The organism is Komarekiella delphini-convector SJRDD-AB1 (genome assembly GCF_014831675.1).
Taxonomy (GTDB): Bacteria; Cyanobacteriota; Cyanobacteriia; order Cyanobacteriales; family Nostocaceae; genus Komarekiella.
This window is the reverse complement of sequence record NZ_VJXY01000034.1, coordinates 63,694-81,615: the sequence shown is the minus strand read 5'-3', so window position 1 is coordinate 81,615 and position 17,922 is coordinate 63,694. Positions and strand designations below refer to the sequence as shown.

General features: G+C 42.8%; 17 protein-coding genes and 1 pseudogene. 13 read left to right on the top strand and 5 right to left on the bottom strand.

Translation table 11 applies throughout. The features are described 5' to 3' along the window. Nucleotides 1–485: 485 nt before the first annotated feature. Nucleotides 486–1,001, bottom strand: a complete 516-nt coding sequence (locus tag FNW02_RS25270) for a hypothetical protein (RefSeq protein WP_191760238.1) — start codon at nucleotides 999–1,001, stop codon at nucleotides 486–488. Between the two features lie 540 nt (nucleotides 1,002–1,541). Between FNW02_RS25270 and FNW02_RS25265 the strand changes: the two genes are divergently transcribed. Both FNW02_RS25265 and FNW02_RS25260 read left to right on the top strand, forming a co-directional pair. Further along, nucleotides 1,542–1,847: a hypothetical protein gene (locus FNW02_RS25265; protein WP_191760237.1), complete on the top strand. Its 306-nt coding sequence runs from the start codon at nucleotides 1,542–1,544 to the stop codon at nucleotides 1,845–1,847. Next, on the top strand, nucleotides 1,847–2,290 hold the full coding sequence (locus tag FNW02_RS25260; protein ID WP_191760236.1) for a PIN domain-containing protein: 444 nt from the start codon (nucleotides 1,847–1,849) through the stop codon (nucleotides 2,288–2,290). The genes FNW02_RS25265 and FNW02_RS25260 overlap by 1 nt, the downstream gene beginning before the upstream one ends. A gap of 162 nt (nucleotides 2,291–2,452) precedes the next feature. Here the strand turns inward: FNW02_RS25260 and FNW02_RS25255 are convergent, their stop codons facing one another. The 3 genes from FNW02_RS25255 to FNW02_RS25245 form a co-directional block, all read right to left on the bottom strand. Further along, nucleotides 2,453–2,830, bottom strand: coding sequence for a hypothetical protein (locus FNW02_RS25255; protein ID WP_191760235.1), 378 nt, complete (start codon nucleotides 2,828–2,830; stop codon nucleotides 2,453–2,455). 423 nt (nucleotides 2,831–3,253) lie between these two features. After that, nucleotides 3,254–3,583 (bottom strand): type II toxin-antitoxin system HicB family antitoxin, encoded by a 330-nt coding sequence (locus FNW02_RS25250; RefSeq protein WP_191760234.1) that lies wholly within the window; start codon nucleotides 3,581–3,583, stop codon nucleotides 3,254–3,256. Continuing rightward, a complete protein-coding gene (locus FNW02_RS25245; protein WP_191760233.1) occupies nucleotides 3,570–3,830 on the bottom strand; it encodes a toxin HicA in 261 nt (86 codons plus the stop codon). The genes FNW02_RS25250 and FNW02_RS25245 overlap by 14 nt, the downstream gene beginning before the upstream one ends. A gap of 107 nt (nucleotides 3,831–3,937) precedes the next feature. Between FNW02_RS25245 and FNW02_RS25240 the strand changes: the two genes are divergently transcribed. Continuing rightward, on the top strand, nucleotides 3,938–4,135 hold the full coding sequence (locus FNW02_RS25240; protein WP_191760232.1) for a hypothetical protein: 198 nt from the start codon (nucleotides 3,938–3,940) through the stop codon (nucleotides 4,133–4,135). Nucleotides 4,136–4,526: 391 nt separating this feature from the next. Further along, nucleotides 4,527–4,643, top strand: a pseudogene (locus FNW02_RS39640) (IS982 family transposase); the annotation flags it as partial. 140 nt (nucleotides 4,644–4,783) lie between these two features. Here the strand turns inward: FNW02_RS39640 and FNW02_RS25230 are convergent. Beyond that, on the bottom strand, nucleotides 4,784–9,550 hold the full coding sequence (locus tag FNW02_RS25230) for a GAF domain-containing protein (protein WP_191760231.1): 4,767 nt from the start codon (nucleotides 9,548–9,550) through the stop codon (nucleotides 4,784–4,786). Nucleotides 9,551–10,327: 777 nt separating this feature from the next. Between FNW02_RS25230 and FNW02_RS25225 the strand changes: the two genes are divergently transcribed. The 9 genes from FNW02_RS25225 (at nucleotide 10,328) to FNW02_RS25185 (ending at nucleotide 17,896) form a co-directional block, all read left to right on the top strand. Continuing rightward, nucleotides 10,328–11,677: an ammonium transporter gene (locus tag FNW02_RS25225; protein WP_225225890.1), complete on the top strand. Its 1,350-nt coding sequence runs from the start codon at nucleotides 10,328–10,330 to the stop codon at nucleotides 11,675–11,677. Nucleotides 11,678–12,047: 370 nt separating this feature from the next. Continuing rightward, nucleotides 12,048–12,248 (top strand): hypothetical protein, encoded by a 201-nt coding sequence (locus FNW02_RS25220; protein WP_162397663.1) that lies wholly within the window; start codon nucleotides 12,048–12,050, stop codon nucleotides 12,246–12,248. A 194-nt stretch (nucleotides 12,249–12,442) separates the two neighbouring features. Beyond that, on the top strand, nucleotides 12,443–13,699 hold the full coding sequence (locus tag FNW02_RS25215) for a GNAT family N-acetyltransferase (RefSeq protein WP_191760229.1): 1,257 nt from the start codon (nucleotides 12,443–12,445) through the stop codon (nucleotides 13,697–13,699). Nucleotide 13,700: 1 nt separating this feature from the next. After that, nucleotides 13,701–14,177 carry a Holliday junction resolvase RuvX gene (ruvX, locus tag FNW02_RS25210; protein ID WP_348535444.1) on the top strand — a complete coding sequence of 159 codons (477 nt, stop codon included), beginning with the start codon at nucleotides 13,701–13,703 and terminating at the stop codon, nucleotides 14,175–14,177. 142 nt (nucleotides 14,178–14,319) lie between these two features. After that, entirely contained in the window at nucleotides 14,320–14,892 is a 573-nt protein-coding gene (locus tag FNW02_RS25205; RefSeq protein WP_191760227.1) for a DUF3727 domain-containing protein, read from the top strand. A 96-nt stretch (nucleotides 14,893–14,988) separates the two neighbouring features. After that, nucleotides 14,989–15,147 carry a hypothetical protein gene (locus tag FNW02_RS25200; RefSeq protein ID WP_191760226.1) on the top strand — a complete coding sequence of 53 codons (159 nt, stop codon included), beginning with the start codon at nucleotides 14,989–14,991 and terminating at the stop codon, nucleotides 15,145–15,147. 206 nt (nucleotides 15,148–15,353) lie between these two features. Further along, nucleotides 15,354–15,893, top strand: a complete 540-nt coding sequence (locus tag FNW02_RS25195) for a YqeG family HAD IIIA-type phosphatase (protein ID WP_191760225.1) — start codon at nucleotides 15,354–15,356, stop codon at nucleotides 15,891–15,893. Between the two features lie 260 nt (nucleotides 15,894–16,153). Then, nucleotides 16,154–17,263: a glutamate 5-kinase gene (gene proB, locus FNW02_RS25190; protein ID WP_191760224.1), complete on the top strand. Its 1,110-nt coding sequence runs from the start codon at nucleotides 16,154–16,156 to the stop codon at nucleotides 17,261–17,263. 42 nt (nucleotides 17,264–17,305) lie between these two features. Beyond that, nucleotides 17,306–17,896, top strand: coding sequence for a Uma2 family endonuclease (locus FNW02_RS25185; protein ID WP_191760223.1), 591 nt, complete (start codon nucleotides 17,306–17,308; stop codon nucleotides 17,894–17,896). Nucleotides 17,897–17,922 lie beyond the last annotated feature (26 nt).

Below are 17,922 nucleotides of genomic sequence, written 5' to 3'. Positions count from 1 at the left end.
TATTGAGGCAACTAACTTAATTTTTTTCTTTCCGTGTATTGCACGGAAAAGTATAACTCTCCTCTCCATGTAATACGCGGCAAACTTGGCGTTTTTTTGTTAAGCAATATTTCGCCAACGGTATCAGAAGTATGGGGAGACGAGCGTCGGGGCATGAAATGAGGAGGGTGATAAATAAAGACGGGTTGAAGCCCGTCCAAATAGCTTGAAAGTGCAAATACACCTTGTATTCTGCTAAAGCTAACACAGCTAATTTTCCAGGGGTTGCCAATTTGCCAATTAATAATCGGTGGTGCTGAGTGAAAGTGGGAATTAGAATCACCTACAGAGAAGTCTGCTCAACGGTAACTAATCTACGGGAACGTCTCAAGCCGAATCGGCGAACAGAACTTCTGGCGCTGCTGAATCAAAATATGAGTCAGTGCTGCCGACGACAGCACTGACTCCTACCTCATACGATAATTATTTTATTTTTTGGAAGTCCCTTAATCCTTGATGGGCACCCTGAGCATAAGCGCACCCACCCAGTCCGACGTGGGGCCGGCCGGGTAATTGATGTGGCAGAGCGCACACTCCGCTCTGAAGTTGCTGAGGGGAATCGATCGCCGATAGTACCATTTATTATCCCCGCGCTGAACAGACGTGGATGCCTGCCCTGACATCGCCAGCGTATTTGCCTGACGCTCGAAGTTGTCGCGGGGGCGATCGCTTTCTCGGAGTGGGCCAACCGTACCAACTAACCGCATATCTTTATTCTGATCGTTAAATATCAGCGAGATGGAGTGCTTACCCTGCTCCACGTTATCCACCGTGGTTTCGTCGAACTCCTGCGTTAGCGCCGCGAACAACGTATTGAGCATCAAATCGCTCGTCTGTTCGGCGAACGTAATCTGCCCACTTGTGGGTGGAATGTCATAACCACTAGCAATTGTCGTGAGACCAACCCCGATGACGACAATCAGCACAAAAATCCCATAGCTGACTAGCTTTCTCAGACGCATTATCTCATCCTTTGGTTTTGTGTTCTTACTCAGCAATTCCGCATCATGGATAGAACTTTTACCCTGCCTTTTAGCAAAGCCCTAAGCTTATCCAGACAATCCTTACTCAGCGTTCGCCAGCCTATAAGACACTACCAGCCCTCAGTTCGCGGAAGCCTAAATAATCTATATTAAGCCGCTATAAAAGGAAAGAAATCTCCGATATTCTGGGTAAGAGGGCTTTTATCCTCTTACAAGCTCAAATTTAAAGCTTGATATGCAGAATCTTACCAATTGCTAGGGGAAAATACAAGCTTTTGCCTGTCTATTTGATACCGCAACAAACCAAAGTACCTTCTGTGGCGATCGCAATGCAACAATAAACTTTTAATTTCCACGTCCTGTGAAAAGGAGATAAAGTGCAGAGCGATCAAGCCATTCTTAAATGTTTACAAGTTGACAAGTTTATTTGTAGACAAGTTTCAAGCGTGCGACCTGGACAGGAATTTATCAGTAAGCTGAAAAATAAGCGATTAACTTGAATTAGATGTGGAATAGCTTATGAACAGTCAACCAAAATCTGTCGTGAGTGATTTAGAACAAGCCCATAGTCAGGATATTGAAACAATTACCCGTTTGTTAGCGAAGATTTCCAACCGTAGTCCATCGGAGATTAAACCTCACTTGAACACCATGCTATTGCAGCTGGTGCAACCATCAACAGAACGCCCTTTCTATGAAACTGCAACAGCATCCGAATGGGTAACAGCTTTCCGGGAATGGGCAGCAAGTCACCGCCATGATGCACCTTCCCTTTCGGACTATGCGGTTAGCCGGGAAAGTATGTATGAGGACGAGAGGCTCTAGTGGCTTATCTGCTTGACAGCAACGTTCTGCTGCGGAGCGCAGACCCTAACCACCCAATGTACAACTCGGCGACCAATGCAATTTCCTTGCTGCGGAATCAAGGGGAAACGCTCTGCATCGTACCGCAGAATCTCATCGAGTTTTGGAACGTTTATACCCGTCCAGCTAATAAAAATGGGCTGGGTCACACTGCCTCTGAAGCTAGAGAAGAAATCATCCGGCTGAAAGCTTTCTTTACTTTTCTGACGGATACCGCAAGCATTTACGACGAATGGGAGCGGCTTGTCACACAGTATCAGGTAAAAGGGGTCAGTGTCCACGATGCACGGCTGACAGCGGCTATGCTGGTGCATGGGCTGACCCATATCCTTACGTTTAATATTAGTGATTTTGCCCGTTATTCAGAAATTACCGCTATTAATCCCAGTACGATTACACCTTAAGTTACACCCATACATGGCAACTTGTATAGGTGTTGACAAATTAACAATAGGTAAGAAATAACTAAGCAACAAATTTTCGCGCCTTGCTCAAAAGCTAGATACATAAAGGTTTTAGGCAGCTAGTGCTGCATAGCTTTATTGCGAGGTCGAAGATATATACTTTTAATCTATTCTTTTAATACCACTAGTAGCAATTGGAACGTAGTTTTCTTCAACCTTAAGTATTGCTATTGGTTTATGAGTATCACAATGACTAGTTAGGTGAACAATAATCCCTTCATCACCATTTGTTGGTGTGTAATTATGTTGTCTCCATTTATATTCTTTAGCTTCTTCTTTTACAGTTAAGCTATTCCAAGTTAAACAATCTTGGTAACTAATAGTAGAGTAAATTTTTTTGGCATCTGTAATTATTGCTTTTAACCCCACAGAATACTCTGTAATTTCTGACTGGTCTTGTGTTCCTTTCAAACACGAATTGATAGAAAGTAAAATAACAAACAAAAATAAACGAACAAAAATTTGAATTACATTGTTCATTTCAACGTGGTTGTAGAAAGTATAAAAATTATATTTATTGAAACTGTAAAAAACCTCAGTATATTTTGTGACTTTGATTTATTATGAGGGATAACGTGAGGGCGCACACCGAGCGTTATCTCAGTCTTTGTAAGCATTGCGGCTATTTTTGGACAGAAAAATTTTCGGTAAGGAGCATTCCTTATTAGCATCTGCCACCAAGCACGCTATGTATCTTTGATAAGCGTTCGCTCTGCGGGTTAATCAAGAGTTGAATGCTTTACAGTAGGCGCTTTTCGTGAGATGTCGTATAAATCCCTTTTATCGACATTTTACAAATCACCCGCGAAATATAGACTTAAGCCAATTCCAAAAATTAAACACTGCCTGCCCATTTAAAGATTTTGGGCAGGCAGTGTTTAGTAGCAGAAAATTAACAATTTATTAGTGACAAGCAAGCTTTAGACTTACATAGCGATTTAAGCTAACATTTTCCTCTGCTGCTTCTATAGCTAGCCTACGGTGAAGTTCTGGAGGAATGCGAACTTGAAATTTACCACTATAATTTTTTTCTGCAATAGGTTCTGGAATCCTTTCACCATTAGCTTCCATGTCTGCCACAACATCCTTTACCAGGTTTTCAATACCCTCAAGTGCAGCAATACGATTCTCATGGAGATAAGATAAGCTAGGAAATTCAGCACATAAACCTACGTATTCTTGGTCTTCGCTTGACCAAGTAACTTTATATGTGTAGTGGTCATAGTTGTTCATTTTCTATGTCCTCAATTTTACTGATTGCCTCCAAAACCTGCTTGACTTGATAAACCTTGGCTTTTCCATTCTTCTCTTGAATGTTGACGCGTGGATCTCCAGCCCAAGGGGTTTTGTAAACACAATGGCTTGTTCCTTCTTGCCTGGGTTCCCCAAAGTAGTGATTACAAATTTTTACTAAATCAGTAAAATTTACATCTTTAGGATTGTTTTTAATTTGAGCAAGAAGTTTTTCTATTTTTGCCATAAGTTATACCAAGCTGCTGTCAAATAAGTAGAAAGTTTCTACAAAAATGACACATTAAAATCAACTTGGTATTGCTTTACGTTAATAATAGTATCAATAGTGGTACTATGTCAAGTTCATGGTTTGTGTCGGTATGGGGCAATTCGCACTTTCGCCAACATGACGTATCAAAAAAAGGATTCGCTGAAATCATCCAGCCAGAAAGTTGCTTGGACATAGAGGAAAAGCGAGCGTATCTTGTGCGTTATTCAGCAAGTGCGATCGCTCCGTTGTTATGTGAGAAACTGTTAACCAAATGCCGATAAAGTTTCTTATCGGTTTCGCTGACACCAGAGGCAAACTAAACCGCAGTAATAGTAGCTTGAAACTCTTGTTTTTTGCGGTTATCGTCATATAGTAGTATACAAGTACTACTTGAGATGATACTTATGGGTAAAAAGAAAAACTCTGGCGATGATTTTGGATTCAAGAATTTAGACAAGTTTAAATTTAGGAACCCTCCCCTACGACGAAAAAAGCTTATTCCAGACCCACCAGCACCTTTACCAAATATTGACCCACCAAGTATTGATCCGTAGTAACTAACCAAAAATTAAGAAAGCACCTTTGCTTTGTCTCCGGTAGTGCGATCACTTGCGGGTTAATCTGACGTGAGTTCGACGGATAGGAAAGCGCAAAAAGCTGGCTATGTATGAGTTTGCTGGACTGGGCAATCTGATGGCTGGTTTGACTGCTTACACCTATCTGCCTAAAAAACCGTCAATTGATATTTACCCAAAAGATTTGCCTGCGCTACCTCCTGCCATTTTCTAACCGTCGAACTCACGTTAATCTGGGGCTGGATGCTTTACTGTAGGTGCTTTTAAAGAAATGTCGTTTAACTACCATTAAACGACATTGCACAGCGATTACACTGATTCATATTTCTATTCTGCAACGCCAAACTTCAATGGTCATTCATGGTTCTCGCCACCTGGAATAGCTTTTATCTCCAAGCGTTGGTTGGAGGAAGTTAGAAAAGCCTGAATGCAGTTAAGAAACTCTTCTAACTCGGAGATTAAGTTAGTAGTACCTCTACGTTCTTGGTGGCAAGCTAGTTGTTCTAATTTATCGGCGGCTAGATGCATGGTTGTAGCGCCGATATTAGCACTAGCACCTTTAAGATGGTGGGCTTGTTGGGCAATTTGCCCAAAGTCATTGGTTGCGATCGCAATTTTAATTATCTCTAAACGGGGTTGGATATCTTCAATAAATATTTGCAGTAACTCAAACTCAAATTCTGCGTTGTTTTCTGAGAGTTGATGCAAGTGTTCCCAATCAATTGGTAGGGTGAGGGAACTGTCATTTTTAGTAGAAATCTGCTCACGCGCAACTGCTTCTTGTACACTCAGTATCACGCTTGCCCAATGCTCTAGCACCGCTGCTAATTTTTCTTTCAATACTGGCTTGCTCAAATAATCTTCCATCCCTGCATCTAGACACATTTTTTTGTCTTCTGTCATGGCATTCGCTGTCATAGCAATGACCACAGGACGGCGATGGTTAGCAAAGTCGCTCTCTTGCCAACGATGAATTTCTCTTGTAGTTTCCAAACCGTCAAGAATTGGCATTTGGCAATCCATCAGAATTAAATCATAAGGAATTTTTTCCAATAGTTGCAAAACTTCCTTTCCATTGGCGGCGACATCAGCTTTGTAGCCTAGGCTTTGGAGTTGCTTCAAGGCTACTTTCTGATTGACTAAATTATCCTCAGCCAGCAAAATTCTGACTTTAGACTTTAAAAGTGGAGGGAGATATTCACAAGAGCTATAGTTGCAGCCACTTTCTAAATTCTTCATTTCTGCTTCCTGCTCCCTGTCTCCCATCCCTTGTACAGACGTAATTAATCGCGTCTCTACTCCTCCTGACTCCTGTCTCCTATCTCCTGCCTCCTCTTCTAATTCAGATTGAGTTCCTAAGATAGTCATAATAGTATCCAGGAGCCGAGATGGCTTAACAGGTTTGACCAAATAAGCCGCGAATCCGATGTTTAAGGCCTTTTGCACTTCATCCCGTTGATTAGTAGAGGTGAGCATAATTAGAGGTAACTGTGCGATCGCAGAATTTGCTTTAATTTGCTCTCCTAAAGTCAGGCCATTTGTTTCGGGCATTTGCATATCAACCAAGGCAACATCATAAGGTATGTTCTGCTCAACTGCTTCCTGAATTGCCCTCAGAGCAGCAGCAGCACTATCGACTTTATCCACCTGCATCCCCCAACGGGTAGCTTGATGATAGATAATCTTGCGATTGGTAGCGTTGTCATCCACTACTAATAAGCGCTTATTGTCTAGAAGTCCGCGATTTTGAATTGGGGAAACAGGCTGAAGTTGCTTGGTGAAAGTCACCTCAAACCAAAACTTAGATCCTTGTCCAATCTGACTTTCTACTCCTATTACCCCTCCCATTAAGCTGACTAATTGTTTACAAATGGCTAATCCTAAACCTGTGCCACCAAACTTACGAGTGGTGGAAGCATCTACTTGCGTAAATGGCGTAAAGAGTCTGCGTTGGTCTTCAGAACTAATGCCAAGACCGGTATCAGTTACAGCAAAGTGAATAGTAACTGTAGTAGAAGTTTGCGATCGCAATTCGGCTCGTAATACTACCTCTCCGGTACTGGTAAACTTAATAGCGTTGCTGAGCAAGTTCATCAAAATTTGCCGCAGCCGACTAGCATCACCTTGGAGGTCGGTGAAGACGTTGCGATGAATTAACGCCGCAATTTCCAATCCTTTATGATGAGCTTGAGGCGCTAATAATTCCAACACCTCTTCAACACAGGTAGATAAGTCAAAATCTAGAGTTTCTAGAGCCATCTCTCCCGCTTCAAGTTTGGACAGATCTAAAATCTCGTTGATTAAGCTTAAAAGAGCGTCTCCACTAATGCGAATTGTTTCAATAAAATCTCGCTGCTCTGGGTTCAAAGGAGTTTCTAATACTAAGCCAGTCATCCCTAACACAGCATTCATCGGTGTACGGATTTCATGACTCATGTTAGCCAAAAAGGCACTTTTAGACTCAGAAGCTAATTCGGCTTGATGGCGAGCAATTTCGAGTTCTTGTCGTTGATGAGTTTCTGCTTCTAGTAATTGGGCCTGAGCTAAAGCAATACCTACTTGGTCAGCTATTTGTCGTAAAAGATGAGTTTCAAAACTAGACCAGTGACGGGAGGTGGCGCACTGATGGACAATCAACAAACCGCAAAGTTCTTCTTTAACAAGAATTGGTACAACCAAGTTGGCTTTAACCCCAAACTGTTGCAGTAATTCGATGTGGCTTTGTTGAACTTCTACCAAATCTAAGTCAGCGATCGCCTGAATCTTTCCTTGACGGTACTGTTGTAAGTAGTATTGTTGTAGATATTCCGTTCGCAAATAGGGGTCGGTGATATTTTGCCCTTTGATTGCAGTCCAGCCAGAAACTACCGCCTCTATAATGTTGGTTTCAGATCCGTCTGGTAAAAGTTGATAGATTAATACTCGGTCAGTCTGGAGAATTTTTTGCACCTCCTTGACAGTAATTTGCAGAATTTCTTCAATTTGCAAAGATTGGCGAATTTTAAGGGTGATTTCCGTAAACAGTTGCGATCGCAAGTTTTGACGTTGAATTTCTTCCTCTGCCTGCTTACGCTGGATAAACTGTCCCACTTGCTCCCCAATGGAATTGATCATTTTGATCAAATCTGAGTCAGGTTGCTGAATTTCATTGCTAAAGCAGGTAATGACACCGAGAATTTTGTTACCACTCTGGATCGGAAAACCGAAGGCTCCATGTAGTCCGACTTGAGCGGCAATTTGGGCGCGGGGGAAGTTAAAATCTTTAACGACATCAACAATCCAAATTGGTTGAGAACTAGCCCAAACGCGACCAGGTAGTCCAATTTCTGGTGCAAACGTGGTTTGGCGAGTCAGTGCTTCAAACTCTTGCACTTCAAGGGATGGTTTATGCCAGATATCGAGAAAACGCAGCACATTTGCTTGCTGATCCACCATCCAAATTTCGCTCAAATCCCATCCTAAACTCTCGCAGATACCTTTGAGGATTTGGGGAGTAGCTTCGTTAATCGTGGTAGATTCTGCTAAGACACGAGTTGTAGCATATTGTGCAGTCAAGTGCTGTTCAGCTCGCTTGCGATCGGTAATGTCAATACCTGTACAAACAATGTATTCTACAGATCCCTCATAGTCTTGGAGGATAGTATTCGACCAAGCAATCAGCCGCCGATTACCGTCCTTTGTGATCCAGTAGTTTTCGTATTCGTTTGAATGTTGACCAGTTCGCAACCGCTCGAAAACTGCTTTGACTGGCTCTAACTCTTCAGGAATTAGCAACAAGTTCCAAACAAATCTTCCCCTCACCTCATCGAACGAGTAGCCAGTTGTTTGCTCACAAGCTTGATTGAAGCGCACGATTTGACCTTGGGAGTCAAGAACTATTACCAATGCGCCAGCTGTATCAAGGACTGCTGAGATAAAATTGCGCTCTTTGTTCAAAATCTCTTCTGTCCACTTCCGCTCAGTCACCTCACGATAAATCAGGTAGTAGACTACAGAGAGAATGATAAAACTCAAGCAGATAGCGATCGCAAGTGTCACAATTGTATTATTCGCACCAACCTTTGCAGCTTGTGACTGCTGCTGGAGCAACTTTTTTTCCTCATTCTCCATCTCATAGATGGTTTTACGAATATCATCCATCAGGTTTTGTCCCTGATTTGTCAGTAGTACCTGCAACGCTGCTTCAAATCCCTGGTTTTGGCGTAAGTCGATAGTCTGCTTGAGTTCGGAAAATTTTGCTGCTATCAGGGGTTCAATAAATCTGATCTGTTTTTGTTGGTCGGGTTGTTTTGCTGTTAAACTTTTGAGTTCTGCAATTTTTTGAGCGATATTTGCCAGTGCAGCTTGATATGGTTCTAGATAACGTTCTTGTCCAGTCAGAATGTAACCGCGTTGTCCAGTTTCAGCATCCTTTATTTGGGACAGTAATTCTTCCAGGCTGTTAATTTTATCTTGAGTTTTTTTTACATGAGTATTAGTATCGATCAATACTTTTGTGTTCTGATAAGAAACCACACCAATTAAAATTAAAATTGCTGATGCTAACCCAAAACCTCCCGCAACTCTTTTGAAGAATTGTTTGCGTATCTTCTGTGATTGTTTGCATTCATTGGTTGCGAGTACTAAATTTGCTAAATTGCGCCGTAGTTCCAGTTGCTTAATCACTTGGCGGCCTAGAGTTCGTAATGCTTCAACCTGTTCTGGAGTGAGTTTTCGTGGTACATGATCAATCACACAAAGCGTTCCCAATGCGTGTCCTTCAAGGTTAATTAAAGGGACACCAGCATAAAACCGGATATTGGGATCAGAAGTGACTAGTGGATTTGTAGTGAATCGGTCGTCAGCTGTTGCATCAGGCACAACAAAAATTTCTGGCTGTAAAATAGCATGGGCGCAGAATGCTTGATCTCTGTGTGTTTCTAGCGCCTCCAAGCCGACTTTGGACTTGAACCACTGGCGGTTTGTATCAATTAAGCTAATTAAGGCAATAGGAGTTCCACAAATATACGAGGCTAAACGGGTGAGGTCGTCAAAGGCGGCTTCAGATGGAGTGTCGAGAATTTTATACTGCGAAAGTGCCTCAATTCTCTGTGCTTCGTTATCAGGTAATGGTGCTTTCATCCTTAAGCCTTATCTATGGCTGAAGTCGTTGTTAGAGGTAAAACTTACTCAATTAATGGCAATAGTTTAGTTAAAAGCGTTAGCGTGATTTCACTGAGTTAAATTTTATCTATATATTTTTCACCCAGAAGCTAAGAGGATGTTTGAAAAGTCCTTAGTGATGTATCAAATATTTTGAGATCCCCCTAAATTCACGCCACTTGCTACAAGTCGGGAAACCCGACGACAGTCGCCTCAAGTCGGGAAACCCGCCCACGGCGCTGTCTCCCCAACACAGTGGCTCCCCTTTCCAAGGGGGAATTTGATTCAAAGTCCCCCCTTGGAAAGGGGGGTTAGGGGGGATCAATAAATGCAAAGATACAGCCAACCACTTTTCAAACAACCTCTAAGTAAAAATTTCAATAGAAAATACTTTGTAGCCTGTAGTTAGGGCGAAAGCACTAACTACTAACTTTTGTCTTTGTTTGTAGTGAAAATTAACTAAAAACTTAAAACTTTAGATCACTGGAACAAAATGCTATTCTTGAAAAAAAAGATGCAATTGTTACATTTATATATGCTTATTTAAAATTTAGGATCTCCGATTAAGATTATATTTTTATTAACCTTTCAAAAAGACTAAAACAGAGTAACTTACAAGACAAAAAAGAGTATCAAATAGTACTGAGATATATTCAGCTAATACAAAAATTATTGGTCTTTAGAGACAAAAAATAAGTGTTGAAGAAAGTTGTGACAATTGGGGCGATCGCCCTCCTAATTTGGGGAGTATCGCTGATGGGCAATGCGTTTGCCCAAACACCAGCTGCTCCGCCTGCTGCTGATACTGGAGATACAGCATTTATGCTGATTTCATCAGCACTCGTTCTGCTAATGACACCAGGATTAGCATTCTTCTATGGTGGATTTGTCCGATCGCGCAACGTTTTAAACACGTTGATGATGAGCTTTGTGTTGATGGCGATCGTCGGTGTTACCTGGGTTCTGTGGGGTTATAGTCTTGCTTTTGCGCCAGGGTTGCCGTTTATTGGGGGATTACAGTGGTTTGGTTTAAATGGCGTTGGGCTAGAGACAACCGACTATCTCAAAGGATCAAACCCGGTGGAAGTCGTTTCTTACGCCGCGACAATTCCTCACCAAGCATTCATGATCTATCAAGCCATGTTTGCAATCATTACCCCAGCCTTAATTTCCGGGGCGATCGCAGAACGGATGAGTTTCCGCGCCTATGCCTTGTTTGTCCTATTATGGTCAACCTTTATTTACGCCCCCCTGGCCCACATGGTATGGGCTAAAGGTGGATTTTTGGGTTTGTATGGTGGTTTAGGTGCTCTTGACTTTGCAGGTGGCACAGTAGTTCACATTAGTTCTGGCGTTTCTGCCCTCGTTGCCGCGATCGTCCTTGGGCCTCGAAAAACTTTTCCTGACCGCCTTAGTCCTCCGCACAACGTTCCTTTCATTCTGCTAGGTGCTGCTTTGCTTTGGTTTGGCTGGTTCGGCTTCAACGCTGGGAGTGCCTTGTCTATTGCTAGTGGGATTTCGGGTAATTTAGTAACAAATGTAGCCACAACAGCATTTGTTGCCACCAATACAGCGGCAGCAGCGGCGGCTTTAATGTGGCTGATTTTAGAGGGGGTTTTGCGAGGTAAACCAACCGCAGTCGGAGCAGCTACAGGAGCCGTTGCCGGTTTAGTGGGTATTACTCCATCTGCTGGATTTGTCACACCGCTATCAGCAATTTTAATAGGTTTCATCACCGCCTTTGTTTGCTTCTACGCTGTGAGTTTCAAGCATAAACTACAAATTGATGATGCATTAGATACCTATCCTGTGCATGGCGTTGGTGGTACTGTGGGTGCAATTTTGACCGCAATTTTTGCCACCACTCAAGTCAACGCAGCAGGTAAAGATGGTGTGCTGCGTGGTAATTTCGGGGAATTGGTGATTGAACTAATCGCGATCGCTATTGCTTATGCGATCGCCGGAATTGGCACGTGGATCATTCTAAAGATTATCGATGCTACAGTCGGTCTACGAGTCAAAGAGGAAGCCGAGTACCAAGGTCTGGATATTAATGAACACGGTGAAGAGGGTTATAACTCCGAGTTCGGCGATCGCCCCAAGTAAGTAAAAGAGACTGGGGATTAGGAATTAGAAATTAGGGATTGGGTAATCAAAGCGAAAAATTATGGAAGAGGCTTTGACCCCGGACATATTTTAGAATGCTTTCCCAGCGATGCACTGCGCCGCCTCTGTCTACGACACGCTACGCGAACGTACAGAAGAGAAGTGTTCCCAGTCCCCAGTCCCTAGTCCCAGATCTACGGTAGGAACGCCGCTAACATAAAGGTATGGCGGTGGACTCCGACGCTCGAATATGTTAATTGCGAACAACCGTTAAACTTCATTGCAAATTAAGAAGAGAGACTAAACAACATGATAAGTAGTAGTGATGTCAAGACACGGCACAGGATTTATAAAGGAGTACACAGTGGCAATGGAATCAAATTTCTTAACGGGCACAGTTGCACCAAACGAAGATATCAGTGAATACGTCGCCCACCTGCAACTTCACATGACTCTGCACGCTCGCAATCTGGTTCCAACCCTGAAGCAGACACTTGAAGATAGTCGTCAGCAATTACTCCATCAAACCCAAGCCAATTTTGAAAAGCTAGTTTCTCGGCAAGTTTCATAATCTAAACAATTTTTAACCAAAATTCAAATAAAATAAAAGCAGATATTGTTGGGTTAACGCCTATAGTGTTCCCACAAGGTCTGCTTTTTTAAGTATTGGGTTACGAAAATCACTCTTTTGGAACAATAGCAAAGAGCATAAAGCCGTTAAGATTATGGCAGCAGTACCTTAAAAGAGCAGTTAGTTAAGGCTAAATGGCGGCTCGAATCAAAATGACTTCATTACTTCCTCGAAATCTCAGCGTGATCATCCGACCAGTCCAATACCGGGATCTGGATGGAATTGAGCGCCTAAATCAAGAGTCATTCGCAGCCCTCACTCCCCAGGGAGCTCGTTTTGCCATCAGCCAGATGCAACAGTTACGCCGCTGGTATGGACTACTCAAATTTTTGAGTTGGTTTCCTAACCCGCTTCAGTATCGCTTCTGTGCCTATGTAGCAGAACAAGGGCGGATGCTTTTAGGGATGATTCAAGTGTCACCGTTTAACCGGACACGCAGCACTTGGCGGATTGACCGAGTGATGCTGGAGCGTGGTGCTGATAAACAAGGAATCGGTTCGCAACTTTTACGCCATTGTTTTGAATCGATTTTGGAAGCTCGCACTTGGCTACTGGAAGTTAACGTCAATGATATGGAGGCGCTGGCACTGTACCGACAAAATGGCTTTCAGCGCCTAGCAGAAATGACGTACTGGGAAATTGAACCAGAATTGCTGGCTGAATTGGCAAAAGGAGAGCCAGATTTACCTAACCTCTTGCCAGTAAGTAATGCTGATGCCCAGTTACTATATCAGCTAGATACGGCATCAATGCCCCCTCTGGTACGTCAGGTCTTTGATCGCAACACCCGCGATTTTAAAACTAGTTTGTTCGGCGTTTTAACTGATGCAGTCAAGCAATGGCTGACCAAAACAGAAGTAGTGAGTGGCTACGTGTTTGAACCCCAACGCAAAGCGGCGATCGGTCATTTTCAGGTACAACTTGACCGCAAGGGTGAGGCCCCACATGCAGCAACACTGACAGTTCATCCTGCCTATACCTGGCTATATCCAGAATTGTTGTCTCAACTAGCTCGTATTGCTCAAGATTTTCCTCAACAAGGCTTGCAACTCGCTTCCTCAGACTATCAGCCAGAGCGAGAAGAATATTTGGAGCAAATTGGAGCAAAACGCATAGAACATACACTAATCATGTCTCGCTCAGTGTGGCACAAGCTACGGGAGTCTAAATTTGTCTCCTTAGAAGGAATTCAGTGGAGTGAGATGCTACAAGGTCTGCAACCAGCACGCAAACCAATACCAGGCGGTATGTCATGGGTACAACCTGGAAAATCGCCATCATCTGATAGATCAGTGCCAACCAAGTCAGAACCTCTTAACTTTTCAGGTAACAACAGTAGCATAGAAGCATCTGGCCAGCCGGAATCAGCAGATGCACAGCAGGAGAATTAGTGTGATCCCCCAAGAGCAACCAAAACCTTTTATTTCAGCCTTGGGATTAGATGTTGGTAGTAAACGTGTTGGCGTAGCTGGGTGCGATCGCACGGGTTTAATTGCCACAGGCATCACCACTATTGAGCGTACATCCTTTGAACGCGATGTCGAGCAAATGCGACAAATAGTCAATGAACGTGAGGTGCAAGTCCTGGTTATTGGCTTACCCTATTCAATGGATGGCTCTTTGGGATTTCAGGCGCGTCACGTCCAGAAATTTGCTAATAGGCTTGCTAAAGCTCTTAAACTGCCTGTGGAATATGTGGATGAGCGATTAACTTCATATCAAGCAGAGCAAATGCTAATAGCTGAAAACCGCTCCCCATCACGCCATAAAGGTTTGATTGACCGGAAGGCAGCTTCTTTGATTTTGCAACAATGGTTGGATGCTAGGCGAGTCAGTTCCCGCGGCTCAGTGGTAGCTGTTGAGTATTGATACCTTTTAACATGATATTCTGAAAACGATTACCCAGCAGTTTTATTTAGCTCTCCAGTTATTTGGTTGACATTATCTAGTCATTCAATAGCTAAGTGATTTTGACAATTGCTGGTATTTATTAGAGTTTCACATTTCGGCTATGTTTTCCTCTCAATTTCCCGAAGAAAATGACCACGCTCATGCGGGTTCAATCACTTTAACTGATGAAAGAGGGCGATCGCTCGAATGTTATATTGAGCATTCCCTCGAAGTAGATGGGCAAGAATACGTTTTACTTCTTCCTGTAGACTCACCTGTAGAAATTTTTGCTTGGCAAGGTGAGGAAGAGGAAGAAGAAGCCCTTCTAGTAGAAGATGATGCCATTATTGAGCAAATTTTTGACACAGCCCAAGCTGTACTATCTGAGCAAAACCTGATACTTAAAAACACAGCCTACGCTTTAACGGTTGCTGGTGATTTACCTCCAGTTGAAGAATCAGAACTCTTTACCTTAGAAATCGAAGACGAAGGAGAAGATTTAGAGCCTGAGCAATTACAACTACTCTCTAGCTTCTATTACGAAGACCAAGAGTATGCAATTTATACACCACTTGACCCACTACTGTTTTTTGCACGGATATCAAAAACAGGTCAACCTGAATTGCTTTCTCCAGAAGAGTTTCGCCAAGTGCAACCACTGTTAGAAGAACATCTTTTTAATGAAGTCGAATAAGATTATAAATCTCCGAAGTTCAGACGCCTGTGTTGAAAAGTTCAGTTCGCCCTACAGCCCTTCTCCTAAAGGAAACCGGAGGCGAACGGGCATTTTATGGCAGGCGTTGGCGAAGCTATCGCCGGGAATCGCCACTCTGATTTTTCACTTTTGGCGGGCTGCGCCAACGGTGGTACTCTACCCTACGGGATGCTCCGCGAACGAAGAACCCGTAGGGTAGCCGCCGCTTTGACTTCTCTCAAAATTAAAAATTAAAATGTAATATTTTTAGATTTTTAATTGGGAATTTCTAATTATATATGAAAGACCACAGTAGGGTGGGCATTACAATGCCCACCCTAAAAACTCATTGGTACTAGCATAGTATTGAAATAAAAGTTAAATAGCACCATCAAAAGTACTCAGAATGTGTTCTTCTGAATATAGCAATCTTATTTGCATTTTAAGCCTGACTGTTGACTATGACCTGGAACAATCTCTTACAGCCTGACCTAATATTAGAAGGTTCGATATTGAACCTGACGCCAGATATTATCCAACGATATGGATTGAAAGGGCTGGTGTTAGATGTGGATGAAACTTTAGTGCCAATGAGAATAGGGGTAGCTTCAGCAGAACTACAAAGTTGGGTGGAGCAAATCCGCGCCTGCGCTTCACTGTGTTTGGTGAGCAATAACCTGAGTGAAGCGCGGATTGGTAGAATTGCCCGCTCTCTCAATCTACCTTACTACTTGGGTGCAGCCAAACCCTCTCGACGCAAAATCAGAGCTGCACTAAAATCTATGAATCTACCAGTACATCAAGTAGGGATGGTAGGCGATCGCTTATTTACTGATGTCATCGCAGGTAATCGTCTAGGGATGTTTACTATTTTAGTCGAACCGATTGTTCATCCAGATGCCGCCCTCCGCTCTCATCCAATACGCAACTTTGAAGTCTGGATATCAGAAATCTTAGGAGCCTCTATTACCCCTAGAAAAACAAAGATTCATAAACCTTGACAAATCGTCAGGAAAGTAAATCTAAAGAAATAATTAAGGAATCTCACTAGAATCAAAAAATCGGGGATCATAAGTATTAATAACATGGGGTCAGCCAAAAAAGACCCTAACTGATACAAAATAAATATAAACCCGTAGAGCGTCAGCCTTCACTTATAGAGGGACTGGCGCTTTACAATTTAGTCCATAGTCAATAAGTTCAGAGCAATTAATTTTGACCCTTGTACAGACGCGATTTATCGCGTCTCTACTCTTAACCAATGACCAAAACGATTGTTGTCAAAATCGGCACTTCTAGCCTGACTCAACCAGAAACCGGACAATTAGCACTTTCCACGATCGCAACTTTAGCAGAAACACTCTGCTATTTGAGACGCCAAGGTCATCAGGTGATTTTGGTTTCCTCTGGCGCTGTGGGCGTGGGTTGTGCGCGGTTAGGCTTAACTGAACGCCCCAAAGCGATCGCTCTAAAGCAAGCAGTAGCAGCAGTTGGGCAAGGCAGGTTAATCCGCGTGTATGACGATTTATTTACTACCCTACAACAGCCAATTGCCCAAGTATTGCTGACACGCAGCGACTTAGTACAGCGTAGCCGCTATCTCAACGCTTACAACACCTTTCGAGAACTGCTGGGATTAGGAGTGATCCCCATAGTCAATGAAAATGACACCGTAGCAGTAGAGGAATTGAAATTTGGCGACAATGACACCCTTTCAGCATTAGTTGCCAGCATAGTAGAAGCAGATTGGCTATTTTTGCTCACCGATGTAGATCGGCTATATTCAGCCGATCCGCGTTCCGTACCCGATGCCCAGCCGATCGCCTTAGTTAGTAGTATGAAGGAGCTGGCAGAATTGCAGATACAAACAGGCTCCCAAGGCTCTCAATGGGGTACTGGTGGTATGGTGACAAAAATTTCTGCCGCTAGGATTGCCGTTGCTGCGGGAGTGCGTACCGTAATTACTGAAGGGCGATTTCCTCGGAATATCGAAAAAATCTTAAAGGGTGAACCTCTTGGTACACACTTTGAACCGCAACCTGAACCCACTTCTGCGCGTAAACGCTGGATAGCTTATGGTCTTGTACCTACTGGTAAATTGTATTTAGATGCGGGTGCGATCGCGGCAATTTCTCTAGCAGGAAAATCTTTATTAGCCGCTGGAATTAAAGCAGTAGAAGGAGAGTTTGATACACAAGATGCCGTGCAATTGTGTGATCCTAACGGTCAAGAAATTGCCAGAGGACTTGTGAACTACAGCAGCGATGAACTGCAAAAAATTAGCGGGCGTCATTCACGGGAAATTCCCACAATTTTAGGTTATGTCGGTGCAGAAACCGTAATTCATCGAGATAATTTGGTTCTGACTTAGCATGGATATAAGACTACTAATAATTGAGCAGAGATAAATATTATGACTCAAGCGTTAGAAAATATTGTTGGTTTACCAGAAGAAGAACAACGCTTCTTTCGACGTGGGTTAAGTTGGGAACAGTTCAAAGTAATTCAAAGCAGCTTTGAAAATGTGCCAGGGGTAAGGCTATTTTATTGTGAGGGAGTCTTAGAAATAGTGGGTATTGGTAAGCCTCATGAGGCGATTAAGTGTTTAATGGCTGCACTACTGATAATCTATTTTGAAGTCAAGAGTATTGAATTTTTCCCCAGTGGGAGTTTTACCCAAGCTATTCCCAAGATAGTAGAGTACCAAGCAGACTTATCTTATTGCTTTGGTAATGATAAACCAATACCAGACCTCAGTATTGAAGTAGTGATTACTAGCGGTAGTCCTATCAAGCTAAGTAAGTACAAATTAACGCAAGTCCCGGAAGTTTGGTTCTGGGAAGATGGCACATTTGAGGTTTACTGTTTACGAGAACAAGAATACGAAAAAGTTGTTAAAAGTGAGTTACTGCCAGAATTAGATTTATCTGTGCTCAATCGTTGTCTTTTGTTGTCGTCTCCCCTCGAAGCGATTAAAGAATTTCGCCAAGGTATTCAACAGTGACTTTTTAATCTCACTATATTCTTAAC

Coding starts and splice junctions, on each gene's coding strand:
- FNW02_RS25270 (WP_191760238.1), bottom strand. CDS start 1,001: ATGCGTCTGAGAAAGCTAGTCAGCTATGGGATTTTTGTGCTGATTGTC.
- FNW02_RS25265 (WP_191760237.1), top strand. CDS start 1,542: ATGAACAGTCAACCAAAATCTGTCGTGAGTGATTTAGAACAAGCCCAT.
- FNW02_RS25255 (WP_191760235.1), bottom strand. CDS start 2,830: ATGAACAATGTAATTCAAATTTTTGTTCGTTTATTTTTGTTTGTTATT.
- FNW02_RS25250 (WP_191760234.1), bottom strand. CDS start 3,583: ATGAACAACTATGACCACTACACATATAAAGTTACTTGGTCAAGCGAA.
- FNW02_RS25245 (WP_191760233.1), bottom strand. CDS start 3,830: ATGGCAAAAATAGAAAAACTTCTTGCTCAAATTAAAAACAATCCTAAA.
- FNW02_RS25240 (WP_191760232.1), top strand. CDS start 3,938: ATGTCAAGTTCATGGTTTGTGTCGGTATGGGGCAATTCGCACTTTCGC.
- FNW02_RS25230 (WP_191760231.1), bottom strand. CDS start 9,550: ATGAAAGCACCATTACCTGATAACGAAGCACAGAGAATTGAGGCACTT.
- FNW02_RS25225 (WP_225225890.1), top strand. CDS start 10,328: ATGGGCAATGCGTTTGCCCAAACACCAGCTGCTCCGCCTGCTGCTGAT.
- FNW02_RS25220 (WP_162397663.1), top strand. CDS start 12,048: ATGGAATCAAATTTCTTAACGGGCACAGTTGCACCAAACGAAGATATC.
- FNW02_RS25215 (WP_191760229.1), top strand. CDS start 12,443: ATGGCGGCTCGAATCAAAATGACTTCATTACTTCCTCGAAATCTCAGC.
- FNW02_RS25205 (WP_191760227.1), top strand. CDS start 14,320: ATGTTTTCCTCTCAATTTCCCGAAGAAAATGACCACGCTCATGCGGGT.
- FNW02_RS25200 (WP_191760226.1), top strand. CDS start 14,989: ATGGCAGGCGTTGGCGAAGCTATCGCCGGGAATCGCCACTCTGATTTT.
- FNW02_RS25195 (WP_191760225.1), top strand. CDS start 15,354: ATGACCTGGAACAATCTCTTACAGCCTGACCTAATATTAGAAGGTTCG.
- proB (WP_191760224.1), top strand. CDS start 16,154: ATGACCAAAACGATTGTTGTCAAAATCGGCACTTCTAGCCTGACTCAA.
- FNW02_RS25185 (WP_191760223.1), top strand. CDS start 17,306: ATGACTCAAGCGTTAGAAAATATTGTTGGTTTACCAGAAGAAGAACAA.